The organism is Rathayibacter sp. AY1C7 (assembly GCF_002931865.1).
In the GTDB taxonomy this organism is placed as follows: Bacteria; Actinomycetota; Actinomycetes; order Actinomycetales; family Microbacteriaceae; genus Rathayibacter.
This window is the reverse complement of record NZ_PSWB01000022.1, coordinates 45,012-70,900: the sequence shown is the minus strand read 5'-3', so window position 1 is coordinate 70,900 and position 25,889 is coordinate 45,012. Positions and strand designations below refer to the sequence as shown.

The window sequence follows — 25,889 nt, the reverse complement described above, 5'->3', positions numbered from 1 at the left end:
GAGGGTCCGCCAGCCGGCGGCGCCGCCGCGCCCGCCCGGCGATGGAGCGCGGCGGCGCCGCCGGCTGGCGGACCCTCAGCCAGTTCGTGATCGCGCAGCTCGGCGTCGCCGGGATCAACGCCGTCGGCATCGGCATCGGCGCGCTCGCGCTGCAGCTGCCGCTCGTCGTGCCGATCGCGATCGTGGTGTTCCTCGGCTCGTTCGTCCCGATCCTCGGCGCGATCGTGACCGGTGCGCTCGCCGCGCTGGTCGCGCTGCTGTTCAGCGGGCCCGTCGCCGCGCTGGTGATGGTCGGCGTCGTGATCCTGGTGCACCTGCTCGAGGGGCACGTGCTGCAGCCGCTCATCCTCGGGACCGCCGTGAAGGTGCATCCGCTCGCCGTGGTGCTCGGAGTCGCGACCGGGCTCGAGGTGGCCGGGCTCGCCGGAGCGCTGTTCGCGGTGCCGACCATCGCGACGCTGAACGCGGCGGTCACCGCAATGCGGGCGCGCGCGCCCGGCGCGGAGTGAGCGCGTTCGATCCGGCCGCCCGACCCGGATCGACGGTGCTGCCCGCCCTCGCCTGCCCGGTCTGCGGCGGCGCGCTCGCCCCCGACGCGCTCCCCCGCCCCTCCTCGCTCCGCTGCCCCCTCGGGCACAGCGCCGACCTCGCGCGCCAGGGCTACGCCTCGCTGCTGCGCGGGAGGCACGCGACCTCGGGCGACACCGCGGCGATGGTGCAGGCCCGCGCCGACCTGCTCGGCTCCGGCCACTACCGGGTGATCCAGGACGCGGTCGCCGCGGCCGTCCCCTCCGGCGCGCGGCTCGTGGTCGACCTGGGCTGCGGCACCGGGGCGTACCTCGCGGCCGTGCTCGAGGCGCGTCCGGCGGCGGACGGGCTGGGCCTGGACCTCTCGGCCCCGGCCGCCCGCCGCGCCGCCCGCGCGCACCCCCGGGCGGCGATCGCGACCGCGGACCTCTGGCAGCCCCTCCCGCTGGCCGACGCCTCCGCCGACGCGCTGCTCACCGTCTTCGCGCCGCGGAACGCCCCGGAGATGCGGCGGGTGCTCCGTCCGGGCGGCGTCGCCGTCGTCGTCACTCCGCGCGAGAGGCACCTGCACGAGATCCGCGAGCGGTTCGGGATGCTGGGCATCGACGCCGGCAAGGCGGAGCGGCTCGACGAGCAGCTGGCGGGGTTCGCGCTCGAGGAGCGCATCGAGCTCGACACGACGGTGCTGATGAGCGTCGACGAGCTGCGCGCCGAGGTGCTGATGGGGCCGAGTGCCCACCACGTGGATCCCGAGGCGCTGGACGCTCGGCTCGCGGCGGTGGAGGGGACGACCGCGGTGACGGTCGCGGTCACCGTGTCGCGCTTCGTGCGCGCGGAGTAGCGGCGGGCGCGCCGCCGGCCCCGCGTCAGTACGTCTCGCGCAGGCGCTCCTGGTCGACCACCGCTTCGCGGTCCGCGAGGCGGCGCAGGCCCGCGAGGGGCTGGGCCATCCGGTGGTTGCCGCGGAGGACCGGCTCGGCCCGGTCGAGGAAGGCCCAGTACCCGGCGGTCACCGGGCAGGCGTTCTCGCCCAGGCGCACCTTCGGGTCGAAGCGGCAGCCGCCGCAGTAGTCGGACATCCGGTTGATGTAGGCGCCGCCCGAGGCGTACGGCTTCGTCGCGACGACGCCGCCGTCGGCGTGCTGGGACATCCCGATCACGTTCGCCGGCATCACCCACTCCGTGCCGTCGACGAAGACGTCCACGAACCAGTCGTTGAGCTCCGCCGGATCCCACCCCCGCTGCAGTCCCCAGTTGCCGAGCACCATCAGGCGCTGGATGTGGTGCGCCCAGCCGTGCCGGTGCACGTCGTCGAGCGTCTCGTGCAGGCAGTTCGCCTCGATGCCGCTCGGGTCGAGAGCGAGCAGCCCGGCGGGCAGCGGCGTGGAGGCGCCGAGCGCGCGGCTGCGGTTGCGGTACTCCGGCCCGAGGTGCCAGAACAGGTTCCAGACGTAGTCGCGCCAGCCGAGGATCTGGCGGATGAACCCCTCCGTCGCCGCGATCGGCGCGCCCCCGGCGGCGTACTCCGCCTCGGCCGCCTCGACGACCGTCCGCGGATCGAGCACGCCGAGGTTCATCGGGGCGCTGAGCAGCGAGTGCGCCATCGTCCAGTCGCCCGAGAGCATCGCGTCCTCGTAGGTCCCGAAGTCGCCCAGGCGCGACGACACGAAGTCGGCGAGCGCCGCCTCGGCCTCGGCGGGCGTCGCGGCGAAGCGGCGCGGACCGTCGGCGCCGACCAGGCGGACCGCCCCCTCGGCCTCCCAGCGCGCGAGGTCGGCGCGCACCTCCTCGTCGATGTCGTCCTCCTCCGGCCACCACGGGTCGGGCAGGCCGAGCCGGGAGGCGCCCTTGGGCGGAGGCTGGCGGTTGTCGTGGTCGTAGTTCCAGCGGCCGCCCTCGGGCTGGTCGCCGCGCATCAGCACGCCGGTGCGCTCGCGGCTCCACCGGTAGAAGTCCTCCAGCAGCAGGCGCTTGCCCGAGCGGGAGAGCGCCCACTCGCGGAAGTCCTCCTCGGCCGTGATGAAGCCGCGGCTGGGCAGAACGCTCATGCCGAGCCTGCGGGCGAGGCGGCGGCCGCCGCGGGTGGGCGGGTCGATCACCTCGAGGTCGTCGCGCCCGGCGAGGGCCTCGCCGAAGGTCTCGGAGCGGACGTACTCGGCGCGGTCCCCGAGCTCGCGGGCGCGGTGGCGGAGCGCCGACAGCAGCAGTTGCGCCTTGGCGCGGTGCATCGGGCGGCGCCCGAACGCCGATCGGGCCTCGACCAGCAGCATCGGACCGCCGTCGTCGAAGGCCGGTCCGAGCTGGCCGATGACGCTCCAGCGGGTGCGAGGGGGTCTGCTCATCCTCGGAGGCTAGGCGGGCGGATCCGGCACCGGTAGGAGTTGCGCGGCACGGATGTGCAGCCGCCACGTCTTGCACCCCCGCCCCCGATGCAGAAGTCTCGGAGCGAGCGCGGCCGATCCGACCGCGCACCGACGCGACGAAGCGAGGAGGCCGCCATGGCCCACCACGACCACGACAACGAGCACCACGAGGGTCACGAGCACCACGACCACCACGAGGGTCACGACGAGCACACCGCCGGCCACGGCCGTCACGTCGCCGAGGGCACGAGCACCGAGGACACCGAGGGCGGCGAGTACACCTCGACGGAGGGCGTCTCGCACACCGCCGGCGAGGCCGAGGGCAGCTACGTCGACACCTCGGTGAACGAGCAGAGCACCGCCGACAAGGGCAGCTACGTCGACACCAGCGCCGCGGGCACCTCCGCCGAGGGCGAGGGCGAGTACACCGACCGCGACGAGTGACCCGCGCCCGGGCGCCGCGCGTCCCGCCGGGACACCGCGCTCCGGCCGGTGTCCCGGCGGGGAGCCGGCGCCTCGGCGGGACGCGGTGGTCCGTCGGCGCTTCAGGCGGGCTTCAGCGGGGCCGCGGCTAGCCTGGGCTCGCGCGGACCCCCGCGCGCCGAGCCCGGGGAGGCCGCCATCCGCATCCTGGTCGTCGACGACGAGATCAACCTGCTCCGCGCCCTCGAGACGGGCCTGGAGGCCGAGGGCTTCGCCGTGGACACCGCCACCACCGGCACCGACGCCCTCTGGTACGCGCAGGAGGCCGACTACGCCGCCATCGTCCTCGACCTGATGCTCCCGGACGTCAGCGGCTTCCGCGTCTGCGAGCGGCTGCGCGCCGCCGAGGACTGGACCCCGATCCTGATGCTCACCGCGAAGGACGGCGACCTCGACCAGGTCGAGGCCCTCGACACCGGCGCCGACGACTACCTCACCAAGCCGTTCTCGTTCCCGGTGCTCGTCGCGCGGCTGCGCGCCCTCATCCGCCGCGGAGCCGCCGAGCGGCCCACGGTGCGCGTCGTCGGCGATCTCGTGCTGGATCCGGCGTCCCGGACCGTCGAGCGGGGCGGAGTCGCCGTGCCGCTGACCGCGCGCGAGTTCAGCGTCCTCGAGTACTTCGTCTCGCGGGCGGGCGAGGTCGTCTCCAAACGCGACGTCCTCGGAGCCGTCTGGGACTTCGACTACGACGGCGATCCGAACATCGTCGAGGTCTACGTCCGCACCCTGCGCAACAAGATCGACCGGCCCTTCGGCCGCGACACCCTCCGCACCCGGCGCGGGGCGGGCTACACGCTGGTGGCCGGGTGAGCCGCCGGAGCCTGCGGACCCGCATCAGCGCGGCCGCGACCGCCGTGGTGGCCGCCGCCGCGCTCCTCGGGAGCGTGCTCTTCGTCCTGGTCCTCTCCTCCGTGCTCGCCTCGAGCGCCGCCTCCGCCGCCGACGCCGAGGCGGAGCGGGTCGCTGCGCTGGTCGAGCAGGGCGGCCCGGAGGCCGTCCGCGGCTCGGAGGGACTGGTCCAGCTCGTGGTCGACGGGCGGGTCGCCGCCGCGGGCGAGGACGCGGCGGACCTCCCTCCGCTCGCGCTGGCCGAGAGCGACGACCCGGTCACCGTCGACGTGGACGACGAGGGGCCGGTGGTGGTCGCCGCCCGCGAGCTCGACGACGACTCCCTCGTCGTGGTCGGCGTGCCCGACGAGGGCCGCGAGGAGGCGGTGTCCACGACGATCGGGCTGCTCGCGGTCGCCGTCCCGCTGCTGATCGCGCTGGTGGCGGTGGTGTGCGCCGTCGTCGTCGGCCGGGCGCTGCGCCCCGTGGAGCGGATGCGCGAGGAGGCCGAGGCGGTCACCTCCTCCGCCCTGGACCGCCGGATCGCCGCTCCCGGCTCCGGCGACGAGGTCGACCGGCTGGCGCACACCCTCAACCGGATGCTCGATCGGCTGCAGAGCGGGCAGGAGCGGCAGCGGCGCTTCGTCTCGGACGCCTCGCACGAGCTGCGCTCCCCCGTCGCGGCGCTGCGTCAGACCGCGGAGGTGGCGCTCGCGCACCCGGACCGGCTCGACTCCGCCCGGCTGGCGAGGACGGTCGCGGAGGAGTCGGTGCGGCTCGGCGGGCTGATCGAGGGCCTGCTGCTGCTCGCCCGGGCGGACGAGGCGCGCCTGGCCGTGGCGGCGGCTCCCGTGGACCTCGACGATCTCGCCCTCGGCGAGGTGCGGCGCCTGCGCGACTCCGGAGCCCGGGTCGACGCGAGCGGGATCTCGCCCGTGCAGGCGGTGGCCGACGAGGCCCTGCTCTCGCGGGCGCTGCGGAACCTGGTCGACAACGCGGTGCGGCACCGCTCCTCGCAGCTGGCGCTCTCGACCCGGATCGATGGAGCGGAGGCGGTGCTCGCGGTGGACGACGACGGGCCTGGGATCCCGGCGGCGGAGCGCGAGCGGGTGCTCGAGCGCTTCGTCCGCCTCGACGAGGGCCGGACGCGCGACGCCGGAGGGTCGGGCCTCGGCCTGGCGATCGTCGCCGGGATCGCCCGGGCGCACGGCGGACGGGTCGTCGTCGGCGACTCGGCGCTGGGCGGCGCCCGGGTCGAGGTGCGGGTGCCGCTCGCCCGCTGAGCGGGCGCTTCAGGCCTGCTTCAGCGCCCGACCGCGAGAGTGCTGGAGGCGTCGACGAGCGGCGCCGGGACGGAGCCATCGTGCAGAAGAAGACGAAGATCATCGCCGGGATCGCCGGAGCGGTCGTGCTGATCGGAGCCGGGACGGGCATCGCCTACGCCGCGACCGACGGCTTCGAGGGATCCGACTCCCTCACCGGCAGCGACCTGGACCGCGCGAGCGAGGCAGCGCTCGCCGAGATCGGCGGCGGGACCGTCACCTCGGCCGAGCGCGACGACGACGGCGCCACCGGCTACGAGCTGGACCTGACCGACCGCGACGGCCTCGAGTACGAGGTGCGCCTCGACGACTCCTTCGCCGTCGTGTCCGTCGAGCCCGACGACCGCGCCCTCCAGGCCGGCTCGGGCGACGACGGCGTGCCTGCCGGCGACCCGACCGCCGCCGCGGTGGACCCGGACGACCTCACCGGCGACGACCTCGCCCGCGCGAGCGAGGCGGCGCTGGGCGCCGTCGGCTCCGGGACCGTCACCGAGGCCGAGCGCAGCGACGACGCCGACCACGCCTTCGAGGTGGAGGTCACCCGCGAGGACGGCACGGACGTGGACGTCGAGCTCGACGCCGCGTTCGCCGTGCTCTCGACGCAGGAGTAGCGCTCTAGCGGCCGCCGGGGCCCTTCGCGGCCCCGGGCGCGGCACCGCTGCCCGCGGGGGCGCCGACGCCGGTCGCCGCACCGCGAGCGCCCGGGCCGTTGCCGCCCGCGTTGCCGTTGCCGCCCGCGTTGCCGTTGCCGTTGCCGTTGCCGTTGCCGGGAGCGTTCCCGCTGTTGCCGGGTGCGCCACCGCTGTTCCCCGGTGCGTCGCCGCTGCTCCCCGGAGCGTCGTCGCCGGGAGCGGCCGGGGTCTCCTCCGCGGGCTCCTCCGGCTCGGTCGGCGTCTCCTCCGGCTCCGACTCCTCGGGCGAGGGGGCGGGGTCGTCCTCGGTCTCGACCGGAGCGGGCGTGTCCTCCGGCTCCTCCTCGACCGGGGTCGTCTCCTCGGGAGCCGGGGCGGTCGTCTCGGCCGGCGCCGGCTCCGGGGCTCCCGCGATCAGGGCCTCGAGGTCGGCGCGGACGACGTCGACCTGCGCCTGCACCGTCGCTGCGCGATCGGAGCTGACGGAGTCCTCGGCGAGCGCGGCGTCGAGCGCCGACTGCAGCGAGGCGAGCTCGGTGAGAGCGCCCTGGTAGTCGTCGGCCGAGGCCTTCTCGGCGACGGCGACCACCGCGTCGTCGAGGGTCTGGGCGGTGCCCTCGTCGATGCCCTGCGGCGCGGAGGAGCATCCGCTCAGCAGCAGGACCGAGGCGAGCACGGCGCCGGCAGCGCGCAGTCGGAGGCCCCTCACGAGCGGATGCTCTCGCGCAGCTGACGGAGGTGGTCGCCCAGCTCGCCGTCCACCTGCGGCAGAGGCGACTGGGGACCGTCGATAAGGATGATCGCGAGCCCGACGGCGACCGCGACCAGCGCGAGCACCAGCACGATCAGCCACGGGCTCGGGCCGCGGCGCTGAGGACGGGCGGCCGCGGGGCGGAGCGGAGCCGTGCGCGGCGCCGGAGCGGTCTGCGGTGCCGGAGCGATCCGCGGTGCCGGAGCGATCCGCTCGGTCGCGGTGAAGCGCTGCGTCGGAGCGATCGCCTCCGTGGCCGGGTACGCGTCGGCCGCGAGCCGGCGGGTCGGATCGAGCGCCTCCGCCCGCGTGATCGGCTCGGTCTCGGCCAGCGGCTCCGTCGACATCACCCGGGTGGCGGGGACGTCGGGGACGACGATGGCCGCCGGCGGGGAGTCGCGCCGCGGATCGATCAGCCGGCGCGCCGACTCCGCCACCTGCAGCGCGGCGGGACGCTCGCCGGGCTCGCGCCGCGTCATCGCGGTCAGGAGCGAGGTCCAGCCGCTGCCGAGCGACTCCGACACCTCGGGGTCGCGGAGCAGGCGGGCGAGCGTGACCTCGATCGCCGAACCCGTGAACGGGCGGCGACCGGTCAGCGACTCCAGGAGCACCAGGCCGAGGGAGTAGATGTCGCTCGCCGAGGTGACCGGGTCGCCGTGCGCCTGCTCGGGGCTGAGGTAGGCGGCGGTGCCGATGAGGGTGCCCGGCGCGGTGATCCGCGTCGCGTCGATGAGGGAGGCGATGCCGAAGTCGGCCAGCTTCGGGCGGAACTCGCGGCTGGTCAGCGGGCTCGGGACGAGCAGCACGTTCGACGGCTTCACGTCGCGGTGCACGACTCCGGCCGCGTGGACCGTGTGCAGGGCCTCGCCGAGGTCGCCCGCCATCGAGGCGACGTCGTTCGGCGCGACCGGGCCCTCGGCGAGCCGCTCGGACAGGCTCGGGCCCTCGGCGAGCTCCATCACCATGTAGGCCTGGCCGTTGGTGTCGTCGCCGCCGTCGTGCGCGTCGTAGAGGGTGACGAGGGCGGGGTGGTTGAGCGCCGCGAGCAGCCGGATCTCGGACGCCTTGCGCTGCAGGTCCTGCGCGTCGTCGATGCCGGGGGCGAACATCTTCAGCGCGACGGAGCGGCCGAGGACGCCGTCTCGCGCCCGGTAGACCGTGGCCATGCCGCCGCGGCCGATGAGCTCCTCGAGCGTGTACCGGCCGTCGACCGTCGTCCCGACGATGCGGGTGTCGCCTGTCCGGTGGGATGCCACGGGTCCTCCTCGCGGTCGGCGGCGGGTGTGCCGCGCCCCCCGGTGCGACCGTCGACCCAGGGTAGTACGTCGACCCTGCACGCCGCCCTCCCCCGGCCGGGCTGTCAAGCGGGTGCCCCCGCGCGCGCCCCGACGTAGCGTCGGAGGTCCCGACGAAAGGCGACGACATGGACCAGGACCGCACGGAGCAGGACGACCAGGGCTCGACCATCGGCAAGCCGGACGGGGCGGCGCCCGCCACCTCCTCCGAGAGCGAGACCATCGAGAAGGACATCTCGGAGTCGCCCGGCAGCGAGCGCGAGACCGAGGCCAAGCAGGACTCGGATCCGGCGGAGAGCCGCACCGAGGTCTCCGGCTCGGCCGAGGTGAAGGCCGTGCCCGGCACGGGCGGCCCGGACGACGTGGGCGACGTCGAGGTCGACCCCGACGAGGTCTCGCTGAACGGCAAGCCGTTCCCGGGTCACGCCGGCACGAAGTAGGACGCCCGGGAGGGGCGGGGCCGCGGCTCCGCCCCTCCCGTGCTCTCCGGTCAGCCCACCGCCCGTCGTCCGCCCTCGCCCGGAGGTTCCGCGGACCGCGCGGATCGTCCCGCGCCTGTCAGGCGGGCGGCGTCAGCCGACCGGCGTCAGCAGGCCCGGGTCGCGGCGGTCGACGGTGCGGGAGTTGTTCACGCGGCGGTCGACCGGGTGGGCCGTGACGGTCGAGGCCATCGCGACGGACGCCCGGTCGAGGGTGGCGAGCATCTCCTCGGCAGAGGCGAGCGGAGCCGGGTCGAGCCAGGCGTCGCGCACGTCGGGCGTGAGGAACACGGGCATCCGGTCGTGCACCTCGCCGGAGGCGTCGCGCGCCTCGCGGGTGATGATCGTGAAGGAGACGCGCCAGTCGTCGCCCTCCTTCCGGGCCGTGTAGAGGCCGGCCGCGGCGAGGATCGGCTCCTCGCCCTGCAGGAACCACGGCTGCTTGCCGTCGGCGCGGGTCTCCCACTCGTAGTACCCGCGCATCGGCACGATCGCGCGCTGCTTGGCGAACGCCCCGCGGAACAGGCCGTTCGTCGCGACCGACTCGAGGCGCGCGTTGATCGGCGAGGGCCCCCTGCCCTTCGACCAGGACGGGGTGAAGCCCCAGGACGCCAGCTCCAGCTCGCGCTCCCGCTCGCCGTCGTGGAGCCGCTCGCGCACGATCGGCGCGACGTCGGTGGGAGCGACGCTGTAGTCGGGCGCCCAGTCCTCGGCGCGCCCGCCCGCGGCGACGAACTCGCGGATCAGCTCATCGGTCTCGGAGTCCATCGCGAAGCGGCCGCACATGCGGGACAGGCTACGCCGCACCTCCGACGCCGCGCGAGGCGCGCGGTGCGACCACCCGGGACTTCGCGGACCAGAAGCGCATCAGCGCGCCGGCGAGGATCGAGCCCAGCGCGCCGGCGGCGAGGTCGCCGAGCGTGTCCTCGTAGCCGACGAAGATCGAGGAGTCGATGAAGCGGTGCCCCGCCCACTCGCCCCACTCCCACAGGACGCCCGCCGTCGTCCCGAAGCAGGCGCAGAGCACAACCGCCGGGAGCAGCGGCCCGCGATCGCCCGCGACCGCCGGCACGACTCCGGCCTGCGCGGCGACGATGTAGGCCACCGCGGCGATCAGCCCGTTGAGCACGCAGTGCACGACCAGGTCCCACTGCGGCCACGCCTCGTAGAGGCCGAGGACGCTGCTCCAGGACGCCACGAGCAGCGCGAGCCCGAAGAGGGCGTCGAGCGCCGGACGGATGCCGAGGAAGCGCGGCAGCACCAGCCCGATCGCCGCGAGCGCGAGCACCGCCACGTCGACCAGGTCCCAGCCGATCGCGGCCGCCACGATGCTCGCCGCCCCGATCGCGCGGATGCCGTCGGCCGTCCACTCCCCGCGGGTGCGCGGGGGCTCGAGGAAGGTCTCGACGAGGGCGGAGCCGCTCACGGCTTCGTGAAGCGCAGCACGGCCTGGACCGGCTCGTGATCGGAGGGCGCCGCTCCCCCGTAGCGGACGGCGTTGATCCCCGCGGAGACGACCTCGAAGGCGCCCTCGCTGACGAGCAGCCAGTCGATCCGCTTGCCCGGCGCCGGCGCGCGGTAGTTCGAGAAGGTGCTCCACGAGTGGGTGAGGTGCTTCTCCGCCGTCTCCCACGCGTCCGCGAGGCGGCCCTCCTCGAGGATCGTCCGGTAGGGGACGGTGTCGACGTCGGTGTTGGTGTCGCCCATCACGATCGCGGGGCGTCCGAGCTCGAGGACGCGGCGGGCGATCAGCTCGGCGGAGCGCTGGCGCGAGCGCCGCGAGATGTGGTCGAAGTGGGTCGAGATCACGGTGAGCTCGCGGCTGGTCGCGTGATCGGTCAGCTCCGCGATCACCGCGGTGCGCGGGATGCGATTGCCCCAGCTGCGCGAGCCGGCGACGTCCGGGGTGTCCGAGAGGGCGATCTGGGTCCAGTGCCGGACGGCGTAGCGGCTGCGGTCGACGAAGAGCATCACGCGCTCGCCGCCGCGGTCCGCGTCCCGGCCGAAGCCCATCGCCTCGAAGGAGGAGCCCAGCGCCTCGTGCACGGCGGCCGACTGGTCCGGCAGCGCCTCCTGCACGGCGAGGATCGAGGGGCGCTCCTGCTCCAGCACCCGCTGGACGAGCGGGCGCCGCCGGTCCCACTGGTCGACGGCGCGGGAGGTGAGGCGCGGCATCCGCCGGCGGATGTTGTAGGTCATCACGTGCAGATCGGGCGCCTCGGTCGGGCCGATCAGAGGCGTCGCGTCGGTCATCACTCCACCCTACGGGGGCGGATCGAGGTGCCACGGAGGCTTGCGGTGACCGCTCCCGGCCGCTCTACTTCGGACATGCCCCTCTCCCAGGACCTCACCGCCCTCGCCGACGAGCGCTTCGTCTCGCTCACCACGTTCCGGAAGTCCGGGGACGCCGTCTCGACCCCGGTCTGGATCGCCCGCGACGGCCACGAGCTGATCGTCACCACTCCCCGCCGCAGCGGCAAGGTGAAGCGCCTCCGCAACGACGCGCGGGTGACCCTCGTCCCCTGCGACCGCCGCGGCCGCGTCTCCGACTACGCGGTGCCGGTCGAGGCCGCCGCGGAGATCGACGCCGACCCCGGCGAGGTCGAGCGCCTGGGCCGCGTGTTCCTGGCGAAGTACCGGCTCGAGTACCGCGTGTTCCTCCTGATCGAGGGCCTGGTCACCCGCGCCGACCGCACCCGCGTGATGCTCCGCGTCTCCGACCGCTGACCCGCACCGCCCTACACCCCCGGAGGCTCCCGCCGGAAGGCCTGGGGGCCGCCGGACCCGGGGTCTACCGTGGGGCGATCGCCGGTGCCCCTGCGCGCTTCCCGCGTGCGCTCCGGCGGCAGTCAGAAGGAGCACGCAATGAGCATCGGAGCAGGGATCTTCCTCCTCGTCGTCGGCGCGGTCCTCGCCTTCGCGGTGGACGTGCAGGTGTCCGGGATCGACCTGAAGCTGGTCGGCTACATCCTCATGGCGGCCGGAGCGGTCGGCCTGATCCTCGGGCTGGTCCTGCTGACGCGCCGCCGCCAGGCCGTCTCGACCACGCGCTCGGCCGTCGACCCGGCCAGCGGCGAGCAGGTCACCCGCCGCTCGAGCGAGAGCGACGGCCCGCTGATCTGATCGGCGGAACGACGAAGGGCGGGACCTCGCGGTCCCGCCCTTCGTCGTTCACGGCCCTACTCGGCGGGCTCGTCCGGCTCGCCGCCGGAGACGGTGTCGGTGTCGCCGCCACCGGAGGAGGTGTCCGTCCCGGTGCCGTCGGGGAGGTCCTCGGTCTTCTCGGTGTCCTCACCCGTGGTGCGGTCGGTGCTCATGGCGCTCTCCCTTCGCGTCGGCGACCTGCCGACCCTCCCACTCTGCTCCGCCCGCGCCTCGCGGGGCAGGGGGTAGCGGAGGCGGAGGCCGGCGTGGAAGGCGCCTACTCCTCGACGACGATGGTGGTGATGACCGGGTTGCGGCGGTGGCGGCGGGTCAGCCAGCGGCCGAGGGTGCGCGTGATCAGCGCCTCCATGGCCTCGAGCTCGACCGGCTTGCCCGCGGCCTGCAGGACGGCGTCGTCGATCGCCTTGCTCGCGTTGGCCTTCCAGCCCGGCTCCTCGACGAAGCCGCGGGTGAAGAACTCGACCGGCTCGCCGAGCGTGCCGCGGTCGAGGTCGGCGATGGCGAGGACCGTGATGGCCCCCTCCTCGGCGAGGACGATGCGGTCGTTCATCGCGTCCTCGGTGGCGACGCCCATCGTGGTGCCGTCGACCAGGATCTGGTCGGCCGGGATGCGCCCGCTGATGCGCGAGCGGCCCTTCACCAGGTCGATCGAGACGCCGTCCTCGATGACGAAGACGTCCTTCTCGTCGATCCCGGTGCGGGTCGCGATCGCCGCGTTCGCGGTGAGGTGGCGCCACTCGCCGTGCACGGGGAGCACCGCGGTGGGGCGCAGGATGTTGTAGCAGTAGGCGAGCTCGCCCGCGCTGGCGTGGCCCGAGACATGCACCTTGGCGTTGCCCTTGTGCACGACCGTGGCGCCCCAGCGGGTGAAGGCGTTGATGATCCGGTAGATCGCGTTCTCGTTGCCGGGGATCAGCGAGCTGGCCAGCAGCACGGTGTCGCCGGGGCCGATGTCGATGATGTGGTCCTTGTTGGCCATGCGCGAGAGCGCCGCCATCGGCTCGCCCTGCGAACCGGTGCAGATCATCACGATCTCGGTCGCGGGGAGCTTCTCGAGCACCTTCATGTCGACGACGAGGCCGGCCGGGATCTTGAGGTAGCCCAGGTCGGCGGCGATGCCCATGTTGCGGACCATCGAGCGGCCGACGAAGGCGACCTTGCGGCCGTGGCGCTGCGCGGCGTCGAGGACCTGCTGGATGCGGTGCACGTGGCTCGCGAAGCTGGACACGACGATGCGGCGCGGCGCGGTGCGGAACACCTGGTCGATCGCGGGGGCGAGGTCGCCCTCCGAGATCGCGAAGCCGGGGACGTCGGCGTTCGTGGAGTCGACCAGGAACAGGTCGACTCCCTCGTCGCCGAGGCGCGCGAAGCCGGGGAGGTCGGTGGTGCGCCCGTCGAGCGGGAACTGATCCATCTTGAAGTCGCCCGTGTGCAGCACGAGGCCGGCCTCGGTGCGGATCGCGACGGCGAGCCCGTCCGGGATGGAGTGGTTCACGGCGAGGAACTCGAGGTCGAAGACGCCGGCGTCGATCCGGTCGCCCTCCTTCACCGGGCGCGTGCGCGGCGTGATGCGGTGCTCCTGCAGCTTCGCGCTGATCAGCGCGAGGGTGAAGGTCGAGGCGATGATCGGGATGTCGCCGCGCTCCTTGAGGAGGTACGGCACGCCGCCGATGTGGTCCTCGTGGCCGTGGGTGAGGACGATGGCCTCGATGTCCTTCAGGCGCGAGCGGATCGCGGCGAAGTCGGGGAGGATCACGTCGATGCCGGGCTGGTTCTCCTCGGGGAAGAGGACGCCGCAGTCGACGATGAGCAGCTTGCCCTTGTGCTCGAAGACGGTCATGTTGCGGCCGATCTCGCCGAGGCCGCCGAGCGGGGTGATCCGCATGGCGCCCTTCTCGAGGGGCTTGGGCTTGGGGAGCTCGAGGTGGTGGCGAGCGGGCTTGGCGGTTCTGGCGTTTCTCATGCGGTTCTTCCGGGAGGGAGTGGCTGGACGCGGGCGCGCGGCGCAGGGTCCGACCGCGCGCCCGGTCGGGCCGCGGTGATGTGTCGCTCCGGCGCTGTGAGCGCTGTCGGGAGCGGGTGGAGGTGTGCGGGACGGGGCCGGGCGGGGCCGCTCTCAGCGGGCGGTGCCGTCCGTGCGGCGCGCTCTCGCGCACCGACCGTCCCGTACATCCTGCCAGCGTTCCCTGGGTCGCGGGTCCAGGAGGCGGGATCCGGGCCTCGCAGGCGCTCAGGCGCGTGCGTCCTCGACCTCTCGCCGACCCACCGCGTCCTGGCGGCTGCGGAGGAGCTGGCGGCCTGGCGCGCGTGACGGGCGCCGTTCGATGGCTTTACTGCGCTTCACTCGATCTGGATGAAGCACAGTAAGACTCCTGAACCGGCCCGTATGGATGCCGTCGACAATCCCTACACGCCGAACGCGGGAGCGCGACCGGAGATCCTCATCGGCAGAGACGAGCAGACCCAGGCGTTCCGCACCCTGCTGACGCGCCTGCGACGGGGCCGCACGAACCAGTCGATGATCATCACGGGGCTGCGGGGCGTCGGAAAGACGGTCCTTCTCAACGGCTTCCGGACGATCGCCCAGGAGGAGAACGGGGAAGTGATCGAGTTCGAGGCGGTCAAGCACGACGAGGGCCGGTTCCGCCAGGTGCTGGCATCCCAGCTCAAGGCGGCACTCCTCCGCCTGTCCCCCCGCGCGAGATGGACCGACCGCGGGAGGCACGCCGCCGCGGTCTTGAGCGCCTTCGCGGTGTCTGTCGGAGCGGACGGCGAGTGGTCCATTGGATGGGATGTACCGCCGGCAGAAGGAGTGGCCGATCATCGGGATCTCGGACTGGACCTGACGGACGTCCTCGTCGCCGTGGGTGAAGCGGCGGCCGAGCAGGGCGAGGGGATCGTCCTGCTCATCGACGAGGTCCAGTTCCTCGACTCACCGCAGCTCGAAGCGCTCATCCAAGCCATCCACAAGACCGTGCAGCGGAGCCTCCCCGTCACGTTCGTCGGTGCCGGTCTTCCGCAGATCGCCGAGCTGGTGGGCGATGCGAGATCGTACGCCGAGCGGCTCTTCACCTTTCCGCGGATCGACTCGCTCGATCACGACGAAGCGGTAGCGGCTCTCCGAGAGCCGGCAGCGGCCGAGGGCGCGGTCTACGACGACGACGCTGTTGAACTCGTAGTCGAGATCACGACCGGATACCCCTCTTTCATCCAGGAACTGGGCTACCAGGTCTGGACGGTGGCTGAGAACGATCGCATCCACCGGGAGGACGTCGAACTGGCGAGGGAGGCCTACGAGGCGAAGCTGGACAGCTCCTTCTTCCGCGTGCGACTCGATCGGGCGAGTCCACTTCAGACCGCGTACATGCGAGCCATGGCGGAGCTCGGACCAGAGCCCCAGAAAGCGGGCGACGTCGCGGCGCTTCTGGAGCGCGCGTCCACTCAGCTCGGATCGGTCCGCGCGGAGCTGATCGGGATGGGGCTCCTGTTCACTCCCGAGCACGGGTACGCCGCGTTCACTGTTCCGGACTTCGACCGGTTCATGAAGCGTGCAGTCCCCGTCTTGGAGGTGCCTCCCGTCGTGAGCCGGGGAGCCCGTCGAGCACCCGCCACCGAGGTCTGAGCCAGGCCGCACCCGTTCACGGCCGCCCGGCGTCAGGACTCGTCGGCCTCGAAGCGCAGGGACCGGTCGGCCACCGGCAGCCCGGAGTCGCGCACGGCGGCCTCGATCGCGGCGTGCCCGCCGTCGGGCGCGACGATCCGCAGGCCGTCCTCGGTCGCCCAGTAGGCGGTGACGCCGTGCTCCTCGACGAGGGTCGTGAGCAGCGCGGCGGTCCGCTCCTGCTCGCCGGGACCGACGGTGATCGCGGCCCAGGGACCGGAGATCTCGACCGGGGCGCCCCGCTCCGCGCCCGCAGCGTCCCGCAGGTCCTCCGCCGCCCGGACGATCGGGAGCAGCGCGGGCAACCCGCCGGAGACGTCCTCGAAGGAGTCGAGGGCGAAGGACCCCTCGCGGAGCGACGCGTGCAGCTCCAGGTCGCGGCCGAGCCCGTCGATCCGCTCGAGCAGGGCCGACGCGTCGACAGCGGGAGCGGGGCACGCGGCGGTCGGCTCCTCCGCGCCCGCGAAGGAGAGGGTGTTCCCGCCTGCGGACGTCGCCCGGAACGACCACAGCACCGGATCCGCGTACTCGGTCGCGCAGGCCGTCGCGAGGGCGTCGGCGAGCGCCGGCTCCTCGACCGCGACCCCGACCCACGAGGTCGGCGGGCCGAACGCCGGCGCCTCGACCCAGCGCTCGGCGCCGTCGAGGGAGACTCCGGGCACCGCGGCGACCTCGCTCGTCAGACGGTCGAAGCCGGCGTCGGGCCGTGCGAACGGCGTCTCGTCGATCGTCCAGACGAGGAGCGTCAGCCCGCCGGCGGCGAGGACCGCGGCGAGGACGCCGGCGACGGGAAGGAGGAGGCGACGGGACACGCCCCCATCCTCGCTCCCCTCCTCCGCGGCGTCACGTGGACATCGGGTGAACGGACGGTGCGCCGGCGTCGCCGCCGCCCGCCTCGATCGAGCGCATCATCCGGGTGTTCACGGGCGACGGGTGGACCGAGTCGACGCGGACGCCGGTGCCCGCGACCTCGAGGGCCGCGCTCCTGGTGAGCCCGGCGACCCCGCGCTTCGAGGCGACGGAGGGGCTGAGGCCCGGGGCGCCGTCGAGCCCGGCGACGGAGGAGGTGGTGATCACGCTGCCCCGCCCCTGCTCGATCATCCGCGGCAGCACGGAACGGAGCCGGTGCCGACCCGCTCCCAGCACGCTGGGCGGCGGCCGGCCGCCTGCCACGGGGGTCGACCTCCGCGGGGGGCAGGGGTTACCGGCGCAGTCCCGAGACGAGCGCGAGGAGCCCGTCCATCGACTCGACGACGAGGGGCGGGAGGTCGCCGCGCTCGGCGACGAAGGCGACCGCGAGCACGCCCGCTCCGGACGCGTCCGACTGCTCCCGCTCCGGCACAAGGCCCAGCGCGCGGGCCGCCGTCTCCGCTTGACTGGGGGCGACGCGCCGACCCTCGGCGCACCCGGGAGGCGACATGGCGAACCACCGTTTCGAGCTGCGGTCCGGCCGCGGGATGGGCGTCTCGGCGGCGGGCGATCCCGTCGCCGACCGGCTGGTGGTGTTCTGCCACCCCACTCCCGGAGCGGGCGGCTTCGACCCCGACCCCACTGTCACCGGCCCCTGGGGCCTGCACCTGCTGATCCTCGACCGCCCCGGCTACGGCGCCTCGGACCCGGTCGACGCCGCTCACGGCCGCGTCGAGGACCGCGCGGACGACCTCGCCGAGTACCTGCGCCGCTCCGAGCGCACCGCCCGCATGGTCGAGGGCGCCCGCTTCGGCAGCGTCGGCGTGGTCGGCTGGGGCTCCGGCGGCGCGTTCGCGCTCTCGCTCGCGGCCCGGCACCCCGACCTCGTGGACCGCCTCGCGCTGGTCGGCACCCCCGCGCCCCCGCAGGCCGGCGTGATCGTGCACCCCACCAGCGCATGGGAGCGGCGCGAGACCCTCCGCGGGGAGGACGCCGACGCGATCGCCGCCGCCCTCCCGCAGACGCAGCCGGGCCTGGACGCGCTCGGGATCGACTCCGACGACCCGGTGCTCGCCACCCACGGCGGACTGCGCAACCGGCTGGAGCGGATGCTCGCCGAGGGCTGGCGGCAGGGCCCGAGCGGCGCCGCGACCGACCTCGCGGCGCTCCGCGACGGCTCCTGGGCCGACGACCTCGACCGGGTGACCGCCGAGACGCTCCTGGTCCACGGCGACGCGGACCCGGTGGCGAGCGCCGAGGACGGCCGCTGGTACCGCGGCCGCCTCGCGCGGGCGCGCACCGTGACGGTCGACGGAGCCGGCCGGCTGGCGCTCGTGCGCGAGTGGCGCCGGATCCTCGACCACGTCGCTCCGCTCGAGCGCGGGGCGGAGGGCCGATGAGCGGCCTGGGCGCGGGCCCGCTCGTGCTCGTGTCGGCGATGGCGGTCTCGGGAGTCGTCCACCTGGTGCACCCGCGGACCTTCGACGCGGTGGTCCCGCGAGGGATGCCCGGCTCGGCGCGCGGATGGGTCCTCGTCTCGGGAGCGGCGGAGCTGGTCTGCGCGGCCGCGACGCTGCACCCGCGGACCCGCGCGGTCGGCGGTCTCGCCTCCGCCACCCTGATGGCCGCCGTCCTCCCCGGCAACGTGCAGATGGCGCGGGACGCCCGTCGGCCGCGGACCCGGGTGATCACGCTGCTGCGCCTCCCGCTCCAGATCCCGCTCGTGCTCTGGGGTCTTCAGGCGGCACGCAGCCGCTGACGCAAGCCCGCGCGGGCGCGGATCGCCCGCTGCTACCGTCCAGGCATGACCGACCAGAGCGCGGACGACCGCCACGACCAGCTGACCAGCGCCCCGAAGGCGACGGAGGCCGACGCGGCCCCGCGCATCGAGGTCTCCACCACCGAGGCCGGCGACACCCGCATCGACATCCGCGAGGACGCCGCCGTGCGTCCGGGCCGTGTCGACGAGAACGGCGACGAGCTCGACGAGAGCCGCGACGATGCCTGAGCGCCGCCGCGCCGCCCTCGTCTACAACCCCGTCAAGGTCGACCTGGAGTCCGTGAAGGCCGCTGTGAAGCGCGCCGAGGAGGCCGCCGGCTGGGAGGAGACGCTCTGGTACGAGACCTCCGTCGAGGACCCCGGGGCCGGTCAGACGAAGGAGGCCCTCGCCGCGGGCGCCGCCGTCGTGATCGCGGCCGGCGGCGACGGGACGGTCCGCGTCGTGGCGGAGGCCCTCCGAGGCTCCGACGCCTCGCTCGCGCTGCTGCCCTCCGGCACCGGCAACCTGCTCGCCCGCAACCTGAACCTCACGCTCGACGACATCGACAACTCCCTGACCGTCGCGTTCTCCGGACAGGACCGCCCGATCGACGTCGGGATGATCGACATCGAGACCTCCACGGGCCGCGACCGCTATGCCTACGTCGTGATGGCGGGCCTCGGGATCGACGCGAAGATGCTCGCCAACACCGACGACGACCTCAAGAAGCGCGCCGGCTGGCTCGCCTACGTGGACGCGCTGCGGAAGGCCCTGCTCGACAAGAACCAGCTCGAGTTCCGCTACCGCCTCGACGGCTCGAGGACCCGCAAGGTGCGCGCGCACACGATCATCGTGGGCAACTGCGGCGCCCTGCCGGCGAACATCCTCCTGCTGCCGGACGCGGCCGTCGACGACGGCGAGTTCGACATCGTCCTGCTGCGCCCCGAGGGCTTCTTCGGCTGGGTGCAGATCATCTTCAAGGTGGTGTGGGAGAACGGCGTGCTCCGCCGCAGCGGCGTCGTCGGCAAGAAGCTGATGGGCCTGACCAAGGAGGTGTCGGCCCTGCGGTACGTGAAGGGCCGCGACCTCACGGTCCGCCTCGAGCACGCGCAGGAGATCGAGCTCGACGGCGATCCGTTCGGCTCGACCTCGGCGTTCCGCACCTGGATCGAGCCCGGCGGGCTGACGGTGCGCGTCCCGGCGTAGCGCCGGCGGCGGCCGGGCGGATCCGCCCGGTCCGCCTCCCGCCGGGAGAGAGGATCGTCATCCCTCCCGGCGGAGGCGTCTGCTCCGAGCAGGGCGGTGCAGTGCGGCTTCGGGTACCGCACCCCATGCACCTGCATGAACACGGCGACTGTAGTGCGGAATCCGTCGCCGCCGCAACGATCCGCGGGGCTCCGGCGGCTCGAACGGGTAGTTCCACCGTGCGATGCTCCGTGGCCGCGACGGATTCCGCACCTCCTCCGCATCGGGGCGCACGGGATCGCCCGTCCGTCGATCGACGGGGCTTCTCCTCGGCACAGTGCCGACACGCGCACGAAACGCCCGCCCGCTAGCGTGCGGACATGACATTCCGTGCGTCAGCCGCGCTCAGCGCGCTCGTGGCCTCCTCCCTCCTCCTCGCACCCGCCGCCATCGCCTCCCCCGCCGCCCGCGCGGGCGCCGTCGACGGGGGCACCAGCGCCGGCGATCCGTATTTCCCCGGCCTCGGCAGCAGCGGCTTCGACGCCCTCACCTACAGCCTCGTCCTGAAGTACGATCCGGCGACCCGGGCCCTCGGCGGCAGGGCCGTGGTCACCCTCGCGCCCCAGAAGGACCTGCGCTCGCTCTCCTTCGACCTGACCGGCCTCACCGTCTCGAAGGTCACCGTCAACGCGGGGGGCGCCCGGTTCTCGCAGTCGGGGGACGAGCTGACCGTCACGCCCGCCCGGACCCTCCGGAAGGGCCTGCCCGCGCTGGTGAGCATCGACTACGCCGGGACCACCGGGAACCCCGTCGACGGCACCGGGGCCCCCTTCGGCTGGTGGTCGACGGACGACGGCGCCCTGGTCGCCAGCGAGCCGGACGGCGCCTCGACCTGGTACCCCGTCAACGACTCGCCCGCCGACAAGGCGCGCTACACCTTCAGCATCACGGTCCCGGAGGGCCGGACGGTCGTCGCGAACGGCCTGCCGGTCGGCTCCCCCACCACGTCGAAGGGGTGGACGACCTCCCGCTGGGTCGAGACCAGCCCGATGGCGAGCTACCTCGCCATGGTGAACATCGGCGACTACGACCTGGTCCGCTCCACCCAGGGCGGCGTGACGACCATCGACGCGATCGACCGGGACATCACCGGCGACACCCGCGCCCGCACCGAGGCGGCGCTCGCGAAGCAGGGCGCGATCATCGACTACTTCTCCTCCGTCTTCGGCCCGTACCCGTTCCGCTCGGCCGGAGCCGTGGTCGACGACGAGCGGATCGGCTACGCCCTCGAGACCCAGGGCCGCTCGTTCTACTCCGGCGGCGCGGACGAGTCGACCGTCGCGCACGAGACCGCGCACCAGTGGTACGGCGACAGCGTCACTCCGGAGACCTGGTCCGACATCTGGCTGAACGAGGGCTTCGCGACCTACGCCGAGTGGCTCTGGGAGGAGCACACCGGCGGCGCGAGCGTCACCGAGTCCGCCGCCCGGGTCGCAGCCGCTCCCGCCGACGACCCGTTCTGGTCGACCGCCGTCGCCGACCCCGGAGCCGCAGGCCTCTTCGACGCGCCCGTCTACGCCCGCGGCGGCCTGACGCTCGTCGCCCTCCGCGACCGGATCGGCGCGGACGCGTTCGGCGTGCTGCTGAAGCGCTGGGCCTCCGAGAACCGCTACTCGAACGCGACGACCGCCGACTTCCAGGCCCTGGCCGAGAACGTCTCCGGCTCCGACCTGGCGGACTTCTTCGACACCTGGCTGCGCACGCCGGAGAAGCCCGCCGGTCTCTGACCCCCGGATCTTCGCGGCGCGGCCGGGGTGTCAAGGAGGGACGGCAGGTCGGTCCGAGCCGATACCGTCCCTCCATGGGCTTCTTCGACCGCAACGACTCCTCGACCAGCGCCGCCGCGCCGCAGCCGAGCGCACCCGATCCGCAGCGGCGGGTCTGGAGCGACGGCCTCGGCCGGTTCGCCACCCGCTGCCTCCAGGTGGTCATCGTCCTCCTGCTGGCCTCGGTGCTCGTCTTCGCGATGACGCAGCTCACGCTGGTGCTCATCCCCGTGATGATCGCGCTCATCCTCGCCGCGGCGATCCACCCGGTCCTGGCGTGGATGCGGCGCAAGGGCGTGCCGTCGATCCTCGCGACCTGGCTGGCGCTGATCGGGCTGCTCGCGGTCCTCGGCGCGGTCGGCTGGCTGATCACGGTCGCGGTCCGCAACCAGTGGGACGAGCTGGTCAGCAGCGCCTCCGACGGCATCACCTCGCTGCAGGACTACGTGCAGCACCTGCCGTTCCAGATCACCGACGAGCAGATCGAGTCCGCCCGCCAGTCGGTCGTCGACTTCCTCACCTCCAGCTCGTTCGGCAACGGCGCGCTCGCGGGCGTCTCCGCGGCGGCGAACTTCATCACCGGCCTCGTGCTGATGATCGTGGTGCTGTTCTTCTTCATGAAGGACGGCCCGAAGATCTGGGAGTTCCTCCTGCGCCCCTTCACCGGCTCGGGCTACGAGCGCGCCAAGCGCGTCGGGCACAAGACGGTCGACGTGCTGGGCGGCTACGTCCGCGGAACGGCGACCGTCGCGGCGGTCGACGCGATCGGCATCGGCGTCGCGCTGGCGATCATCCAGGTGCCGCTGGCGATCCCGCTGGCCGTCATCGTCTTCCTCACCGCGTTCATCCCGATCGTCGGAGCCACGGCCGCCGGCATCCTCGCCGCTCTCGTCGCCCTGGTCGCCAACGGCCCGGTCGCCGCGCTGATCGTGATCCTGGTCGTCATCGGGGTCAACCAGCTCGAGGGCAACTTCCTCCAGCCGGTCGTGATGGCGCGCTCGCTGAAGCTGCACCCGCTGATCGTCCTGATCGCCCTGACCGTGGGCACCGTCCTCGCCGGCATCGTCGGCGCCGTGCTGGCCGTGCCGATCGCGGCCGTCGTCTGGGGCATCGTCTCGATCTGGAACGGGCCCTCCGACCCCGCCGAGCCCGCGCGGCAGAAGCGCGCCGAGACGGTCTAGGCCCCCGGGACCGTCGAGCGCGGGCCTAGCGCTCGACGATCCCGTCGCGCAGCGCCTGCCGGCGGAGCGAGATCTTCGTGCCGACGGCCAGCCCCTCCGCCCGGTACTTGCCCCGGGCGCTGCGCAGCGAGCTCCGTGCGGCGTCCTGGGTGATGCCGAGGAGCGTGGCGACCTGCTTCAGCGGCATCCCGTCGACGAAGAGGCGGACGATCTCCCGCTCGCGGTGCGTCAGGGTGCCCGGGCGGTCGGCCCCGAGCAGCTCCCGCGTCTGCGCCGTCAGGAAGCGCTCGTCGCGCGCCGCCGCCCGGATCGCCGCGAGGATCGTCTCGGTCCGCTCGCTCTTGACCACGTAGCCGTGCGCCCCGGCCTCGAGCGCCCGGCTGATCGTGCCCGGCTCGGAGTGCGTGCTGATGATGATCGTGGCGGCGCCGGCGGCCGCGATGATCCGGATCTTCATGGCGAGGTCGAGCTCGTCGCCGAGGTCGATGTCGAGCAGCACCACGTCGGTCGGGAAGGCCGGATGCGCGAGCAGGTCCGTCCAGGTGCCGACCGTCGCCGCCACGCGGATGTCCGTGCCCGAGCGGCGGATCCACTCCGCCAGCGCCGCCAGCAGGATCGGGTGGTCGTCGAGGATGGCCAGCGTGATCGCGGGCTCGTCGCTCATGTCGCCGTCCTCCTCCGGGGCCGGTGGGCGACGAGGATCCTCGTCGCGCCGTGGTCGGTCGTCGTGCGGTGCTCGCCGAGCTCGCTGAGGATGCCCCAGACCGAGCGGTCGAGGTCGCGGGCGCGGATGCCCGCGGCGACCAGGGCGAGCTCCACCCCGCCGCCCTGGCCCGGCTCCAGGCGGACGGCGAGCGGAGTCCTCCCCGCGGGGGCGGTGAGCAGCCAGAGCACCGAGAGCAGCCGCGAGCGGTCGAGCGGGGCCAGCAGCGCCGCAGCCCCGCTCGGATCGTCGATCGCGACAGCGGAGGACAGCAGCGCCGACTCCTCCACCGCGATCCTCAGCCAGGTGCGGTCGTGGCTGCGGGCGAGCGCCTCGCGGAGCTCGTCTCCGAGCACCCGCGCCCGCTCGCCCAGCTCCTCGTCCAGCGGCACCGGCGTCCGGACCCGCTCGAGGAGCTCCTCGATGCGGGCGTCCACCTGCGAGAACTCGTCGTCCGCGGCGGGGACGGTGCCGTCGGCCAGGCTGCGGTCGAGCGTGCGCCGCACGTACTGGTCGAGCGAGGTGAGCACGACGACGCACACGGCCGCGGGCGCGACGGCGAGGAGGACGTTGCTCACCGCGAGGGCGGCGCCTCCGTCGCCGAGGAGCGCCTGGCCGACGAGGCCGAGCGCCGTGAGCCCGACCAGGACCACCAGAGCGAGGAACGAGCGCGAGAGCGGCTGGAAGGTGATCAGCGCGATCACGCCCGCGCCCACTCCCACGCAGACCGACGGGTAGTACATCGGAGCCGGTGTCGGCAGGGCGTGGTCGGCGAACTCGAGCAGCAGCGCGGCCACGTCCACAGCGAGGACGCCCGCGAAGGCCCGGCGCGGCAGCTCGCCGTGGCGGCGGAGGGCGATCGAGACCCCCACCGCGCTCGCGGCGACGACCAGCAGCCAGGAGAGTCCGCTCAGCCAGGTCGCGGACCGCGCGTCGAGGGACCAGAGGTACGAGATCACTCCGCGGATGTCGAGCAGCACCGCCATCGTGAGGAAGCCCAGCCCGAGGTAGCTCCCGCTCAGGCGGTTCGGCCGGGTGAGGCGCTCGCGGATGCTCCACAGCGCGCCCGGGCTCCTGTCCGCCGCCCGGACCAGCTCGAGGAGCGTCCCCTCCTCCTGCCGCGACCCGCTCACAGCGGCACGCTCAGCAGCACGGTCGCGCCGGACCCGGGCGCCGAGAAGACCCGGACCGTGCCGCCCACCGCCTCGATCCGGCCGACGACCGACTCCGCGAGGCCGAGGCGTCCGGCCGCCACCGCGGCCGGGTCGAAACCGCGCCCCTCGTCCGAGACGACGACGCGGAGCGTGCCCGCCTCCTCCGCCACGCTCACGTGGGCCAGGGCCGCTCCGGAGTGGCGCCGCACGTTCTCGAGGCACTCCCCGGTCGCGCGCACCACGGCGTCGAGCACCTCCGGTCGGATCCGCGGCTGCGCACCGCCGTGCCAGCGCACCTCCACGCCCACCGCCGCCGACCGCCGACCGAGCGCGAGGAGCGCCTCCGGCACCCCGGCCGCCCCGTCCGGGTCCGGCTCCTCCACCGTCTCCAGACCGCGCAGGAGGGCCAGGTCGGCGGCGGCCCGGTCGCGCAGCACGGGAGCGGGCACGCCCTCCCCCCGGTGCGCCACCAGCGTCAGCGTCGCCAGGATCGTGTCGTGCATCAGCCGCGCGTCGGCGCGGTGCCGGGACTCGCTCTCACTCGAGCGGCGCTCGGCGTCGTGGGCGGTCCGGAGGCGGGCGGTGCCGACGTGCGCACGCGCGACGCTGCCCGCGAGCCACCGCGCGGCGGTCAGCAGCAGCGCCCAGCAGACGACGACCGAGATCAGGACGAAGGGAGCGCGCCCGGACGCGCCCGTCGCCGCCGCGCTGAGGGCGAGGACCGGGAGCAGCGCGAGGACCGCGGCCCACGGCAGACCCCGCCAGGAGCCGACGGCGAGCAGCGCGCACGGCAGCGCCATCGAGGCGAGCATCGTGATCCCGCCCAGAACGGCGCGGAGGGAGGCGTCGACGCCCGGCGAGAGGAAGGCGGCGAGTGCCGCGACGTCCAGCGCGGATCCGAGGATCACGGCCCTCGTCCCGGTCGCGACCGATCGGCCGGGCGCGAGCTGCACGAGCGCCGAGACGACCAGCAGCGCCAGGCTCGGCAGCACCGTGGTCAGCTGCGCGGGCGTCAGGGCGAGCAGGTGCAACGCGGAGGCGGCGGTCAGCACCCCGCCTGCACGCCGGGCGCAGAGCACGCCGACCTCGCACTGCTCGCGCAGCAGCACCGCGGCGTCGGCGGGCCGGGGAGGCAGGGGCACGGTGACCTCGGGAGGACGGGCTCCGGGCTCGTTCCGGGGCGACGGTGGCGGGGAGGCTGTGGCGGGGAGGCTGTGGCGGGGTTCGGCGGCGGGGAACGGCGCGATCCGAGTCGTATCGTGGCACACCGCGACCCGCCCGGACAGCGGTTCCGGCCGCCTCGCGCACGCGGATCGGCGCGCCGTCTGACGCGGGCGGTCGCGCTCGGGGGCCGTGATCCCGTAGAGTCGAGACATCTCCTGGGCGATCGCCCGAATTCCACGGCTGAGAAGTCGCACGACGACGAAGAGACTCAGCCCCTGATAGAGACCGCACCGACCGAGAGCATCGTCCTCGGTCGTCCGGTTCGAACGCCCGCCTCGCACGCGGGTACCGCCCTTCACAGGACGCCGCGGAAGCCGCGCCGTTCCTCGTTCGACCCCCGCTCCACCGGCACGCCCGGTCCGCGGGACGTTCTCCCCCGCAGAGCCGCCCTCCCCCGGAGGCGCGAGCTCAGCCCCTAGACGACCCGGACGACTCCGGCA

General features: G+C 74.1%; 30 protein-coding genes. 16 read left to right on the top strand and 14 right to left on the bottom strand.

The genetic code is table 11. The annotated features are described in order from the left end of the window. Both C5C69_RS12480 and C5C69_RS12475 read left to right on the top strand, forming a co-directional pair. The coding region (locus C5C69_RS12480; RefSeq protein WP_146083627.1) for an AI-2E family transporter at positions 1 to 509 on the top strand (509 nt) is incomplete at its 5' end. Further along, the gene (locus C5C69_RS12475) at positions 506 to 1,369 is read left to right on the top strand and encodes a methyltransferase domain-containing protein (RefSeq protein ID WP_104258009.1); all 864 of its coding nucleotides are present in this window, start codon (positions 506 to 508) and stop codon (positions 1,367 to 1,369) included. The genes C5C69_RS12480 and C5C69_RS12475, both read left to right, overlap by 4 nt. A 25-nt stretch (positions 1,370 to 1,394) precedes the next feature. Here the strand turns inward: C5C69_RS12475 and C5C69_RS12470 are convergent, their stop codons facing one another. After that, positions 1,395 to 2,870 (bottom strand): cryptochrome/photolyase family protein, encoded by a 1,476-nt coding sequence (locus tag C5C69_RS12470; protein WP_104258008.1) that lies wholly within the window; start codon positions 2,868 to 2,870, stop codon positions 1,395 to 1,397. A 156-nt stretch (positions 2,871 to 3,026) separates the two neighbouring features. On the opposite strand from C5C69_RS12470, the gene C5C69_RS12465 reads away from it, so the two are divergent. The 4 genes from C5C69_RS12465 (at position 3,027) to C5C69_RS12450 (ending at position 6,135) form a co-directional block, all read left to right on the top strand. Next, positions 3,027 to 3,335 (top strand): hypothetical protein, encoded by a 309-nt coding sequence (locus tag C5C69_RS12465; protein WP_181027115.1) that lies wholly within the window; start codon positions 3,027 to 3,029, stop codon positions 3,333 to 3,335. A 177-nt stretch (positions 3,336 to 3,512) separates the two neighbouring features. Then, positions 3,513 to 4,184, top strand: a complete 672-nt coding sequence (locus tag C5C69_RS12460) for a response regulator transcription factor (RefSeq protein WP_104249963.1) — start codon at positions 3,513 to 3,515, stop codon at positions 4,182 to 4,184. Further along, complete coding sequence (locus C5C69_RS12455; RefSeq protein ID WP_104258006.1) at positions 4,181 to 5,485, top strand: ATP-binding protein; 1,305 nt, start codon at positions 4,181 to 4,183, stop codon at positions 5,483 to 5,485. The genes C5C69_RS12460 and C5C69_RS12455 overlap by 4 nt, the downstream gene beginning before the upstream one ends. Before the next feature lie 80 nt (positions 5,486 to 5,565). Continuing rightward, positions 5,566 to 6,135: a PepSY domain-containing protein gene (locus tag C5C69_RS12450; protein ID WP_104258005.1), complete on the top strand. Its 570-nt coding sequence runs from the start codon at positions 5,566 to 5,568 to the stop codon at positions 6,133 to 6,135. 4 nt (positions 6,136 to 6,139) lie between these two features. Here the strand turns inward: C5C69_RS12450 and C5C69_RS12445 are convergent, their stop codons facing one another. Together C5C69_RS12445 and C5C69_RS12440 are read right to left on the bottom strand one after the other, a co-directional pair. Continuing rightward, complete coding sequence (locus C5C69_RS12445) at positions 6,140 to 6,865, bottom strand: hypothetical protein (protein ID WP_104258004.1); 726 nt, start codon at positions 6,863 to 6,865, stop codon at positions 6,140 to 6,142. Beyond that, positions 6,862 to 8,163: a serine/threonine-protein kinase gene (locus C5C69_RS12440; RefSeq protein ID WP_104258003.1), complete on the bottom strand. Its 1,302-nt coding sequence runs from the start codon at positions 8,161 to 8,163 to the stop codon at positions 6,862 to 6,864. Before C5C69_RS12440 ends, C5C69_RS12445 begins: the two co-directional genes overlap by 4 nt. 167 nt (positions 8,164 to 8,330) lie before the next feature. Here C5C69_RS12440 and C5C69_RS12435 point away from each other — a divergent pair, with 167 nt between their 5' ends. Further along, positions 8,331 to 8,642, top strand: coding sequence for a hypothetical protein (locus C5C69_RS12435; RefSeq protein ID WP_104222919.1), 312 nt, complete (start codon positions 8,331 to 8,333; stop codon positions 8,640 to 8,642). 132 nt (positions 8,643 to 8,774) lie between these two features. Here C5C69_RS12435 and C5C69_RS12430 read toward each other — a convergent pair whose 3' ends face one another. From C5C69_RS12430 to C5C69_RS12420, 3 genes are read right to left on the bottom strand one after another with little or no spacing between them, the layout of a single operon-like run. Continuing rightward, on the bottom strand, positions 8,775 to 9,467 hold the full coding sequence (locus C5C69_RS12430) for an SOS response-associated peptidase (RefSeq protein ID WP_104258002.1): 693 nt from the start codon (positions 9,465 to 9,467) through the stop codon (positions 8,775 to 8,777). A 10-nt stretch (positions 9,468 to 9,477) separates the two neighbouring features. Next, positions 9,478 to 10,107 (bottom strand): hypothetical protein, encoded by a 630-nt coding sequence (locus C5C69_RS12425; RefSeq protein WP_104258001.1) that lies wholly within the window; start codon positions 10,105 to 10,107, stop codon positions 9,478 to 9,480. Continuing rightward, the gene (locus C5C69_RS12420) at positions 10,104 to 10,934 is read right to left on the bottom strand and encodes an endonuclease/exonuclease/phosphatase family protein (protein ID WP_104226113.1); all 831 of its coding nucleotides are present in this window, start codon (positions 10,932 to 10,934) and stop codon (positions 10,104 to 10,106) included. The genes C5C69_RS12425 and C5C69_RS12420 overlap by 4 nt, the downstream gene beginning before the upstream one ends. Positions 10,935 to 11,009: 75 nt before the next feature. On the opposite strand from C5C69_RS12420, the gene C5C69_RS12415 reads away from it, so the two are divergent. Together C5C69_RS12415 and C5C69_RS12410 are read left to right on the top strand one after the other, a co-directional pair. Next, complete coding sequence (locus C5C69_RS12415; RefSeq protein WP_104246944.1) at positions 11,010 to 11,408, top strand: PPOX class F420-dependent oxidoreductase; 399 nt, start codon at positions 11,010 to 11,012, stop codon at positions 11,406 to 11,408. 138 nt (positions 11,409 to 11,546) lie between these two features. Beyond that, positions 11,547 to 11,804 (top strand): DUF6458 family protein, encoded by a 258-nt coding sequence (locus tag C5C69_RS12410; protein ID WP_104222924.1) that lies wholly within the window; start codon positions 11,547 to 11,549, stop codon positions 11,802 to 11,804. Between the two features lie 56 nt (positions 11,805 to 11,860). On the opposite strand, the gene C5C69_RS17025 is transcribed toward C5C69_RS12410, so the two are convergent. Both C5C69_RS17025 and C5C69_RS12405 read right to left on the bottom strand, forming a co-directional pair. Next, positions 11,861 to 11,998, bottom strand: a complete 138-nt coding sequence (locus C5C69_RS17025) for a hypothetical protein (RefSeq protein WP_159940924.1) — start codon at positions 11,996 to 11,998, stop codon at positions 11,861 to 11,863. Between the two features lie 104 nt (positions 11,999 to 12,102). Then, on the bottom strand, positions 12,103 to 13,809 hold the full coding sequence (locus C5C69_RS12405) for a ribonuclease J (protein ID WP_104222925.1): 1,707 nt from the start codon (positions 13,807 to 13,809) through the stop codon (positions 12,103 to 12,105). A 390-nt stretch (positions 13,810 to 14,199) separates the two neighbouring features. Here C5C69_RS12405 and C5C69_RS12400 point away from each other — a divergent pair, with 390 nt between their 5' ends. Beyond that, positions 14,200 to 15,468 (top strand): ATP-binding protein, encoded by a 1,269-nt coding sequence (locus C5C69_RS12400; RefSeq protein ID WP_258067526.1) that lies wholly within the window; start codon positions 14,200 to 14,202, stop codon positions 15,466 to 15,468. Between the two features lie 32 nt (positions 15,469 to 15,500). Here the strand turns inward: C5C69_RS12400 and C5C69_RS12395 are convergent, their stop codons facing one another. The 3 genes from C5C69_RS12395 to C5C69_RS16720 all read right to left on the bottom strand — a co-directional run bounded on the left by C5C69_RS12395 (position 15,501) and on the right by C5C69_RS16720 (position 16,927). After that, the gene (locus C5C69_RS12395; RefSeq protein WP_104257999.1) at positions 15,501 to 16,319 is read right to left on the bottom strand and encodes a hypothetical protein; all 819 of its coding nucleotides are present in this window, start codon (positions 16,317 to 16,319) and stop codon (positions 15,501 to 15,503) included. 31 nt (positions 16,320 to 16,350) lie between these two features. Then, positions 16,351 to 16,620 (bottom strand): SDR family oxidoreductase, encoded by a 270-nt coding sequence (locus C5C69_RS12390; RefSeq protein WP_258067529.1) that lies wholly within the window; start codon positions 16,618 to 16,620, stop codon positions 16,351 to 16,353. Positions 16,621 to 16,708: 88 nt separating this feature from the next. Beyond that, positions 16,709 to 16,927 (bottom strand): hypothetical protein, encoded by a 219-nt coding sequence (locus C5C69_RS16720; RefSeq protein WP_146078495.1) that lies wholly within the window; start codon positions 16,925 to 16,927, stop codon positions 16,709 to 16,711. Here C5C69_RS16720 and C5C69_RS12385 point away from each other — a divergent pair. From C5C69_RS12385 to C5C69_RS12360, 6 genes are all read left to right on the top strand, one after another. Next, on the top strand, positions 16,926 to 17,816 hold the full coding sequence (locus tag C5C69_RS12385; protein WP_104222928.1) for an alpha/beta fold hydrolase: 891 nt from the start codon (positions 16,926 to 16,928) through the stop codon (positions 17,814 to 17,816). The genes C5C69_RS16720 and C5C69_RS12385 overlap by 2 nt on opposite strands. Further along, positions 17,813 to 18,175 carry a hypothetical protein gene (locus C5C69_RS12380; protein ID WP_181067772.1) on the top strand — a complete coding sequence of 121 codons (363 nt, stop codon included), beginning with the start codon at positions 17,813 to 17,815 and terminating at the stop codon, positions 18,173 to 18,175. The genes C5C69_RS12385 and C5C69_RS12380 overlap by 4 nt, the downstream gene beginning before the upstream one ends. Before the next feature lie 45 nt (positions 18,176 to 18,220). Then, positions 18,221 to 18,424 carry a multidrug transporter gene (locus C5C69_RS12375; RefSeq protein ID WP_104222930.1) on the top strand — a complete coding sequence of 68 codons (204 nt, stop codon included), beginning with the start codon at positions 18,221 to 18,223 and terminating at the stop codon, positions 18,422 to 18,424. Then, positions 18,417 to 19,382, top strand: a complete 966-nt coding sequence (locus C5C69_RS12370) for a diacylglycerol kinase family protein (protein WP_104257997.1) — start codon at positions 18,417 to 18,419, stop codon at positions 19,380 to 19,382. Before C5C69_RS12375 ends, C5C69_RS12370 begins: the two co-directional genes overlap by 8 nt. A gap of 359 nt (positions 19,383 to 19,741) precedes the next feature. Further along, positions 19,742 to 21,148, top strand: coding sequence for a M1 family metallopeptidase (locus C5C69_RS12365; RefSeq protein ID WP_104257996.1), 1,407 nt, complete (start codon positions 19,742 to 19,744; stop codon positions 21,146 to 21,148). A 74-nt stretch (positions 21,149 to 21,222) separates the two neighbouring features. Further along, positions 21,223 to 22,368: an AI-2E family transporter gene (locus tag C5C69_RS12360; protein ID WP_104233055.1), complete on the top strand. Its 1,146-nt coding sequence runs from the start codon at positions 21,223 to 21,225 to the stop codon at positions 22,366 to 22,368. A gap of 25 nt (positions 22,369 to 22,393) precedes the next feature. On the opposite strand, the gene C5C69_RS12355 is transcribed toward C5C69_RS12360, so the two are convergent. The 3 genes from C5C69_RS12355 to C5C69_RS12345 are packed head-to-tail and all read right to left on the bottom strand — an operon-like array spanning position 22,394 to position 25,367. Continuing rightward, complete coding sequence (locus C5C69_RS12355) at positions 22,394 to 23,032, bottom strand: response regulator (RefSeq protein ID WP_104257995.1); 639 nt, start codon at positions 23,030 to 23,032, stop codon at positions 22,394 to 22,396. After that, positions 23,029 to 24,204: a hypothetical protein gene (locus tag C5C69_RS12350; protein WP_104257994.1), complete on the bottom strand. Its 1,176-nt coding sequence runs from the start codon at positions 24,202 to 24,204 to the stop codon at positions 23,029 to 23,031. Before C5C69_RS12350 ends, C5C69_RS12355 begins: the two co-directional genes overlap by 4 nt. Beyond that, on the bottom strand, positions 24,201 to 25,367 hold the full coding sequence (locus C5C69_RS12345) for a sensor histidine kinase (protein ID WP_104257993.1): 1,167 nt from the start codon (positions 25,365 to 25,367) through the stop codon (positions 24,201 to 24,203). The genes C5C69_RS12350 and C5C69_RS12345 overlap by 4 nt, the downstream gene beginning before the upstream one ends. Positions 25,368 to 25,889: the final 522 nt, after the last annotated feature.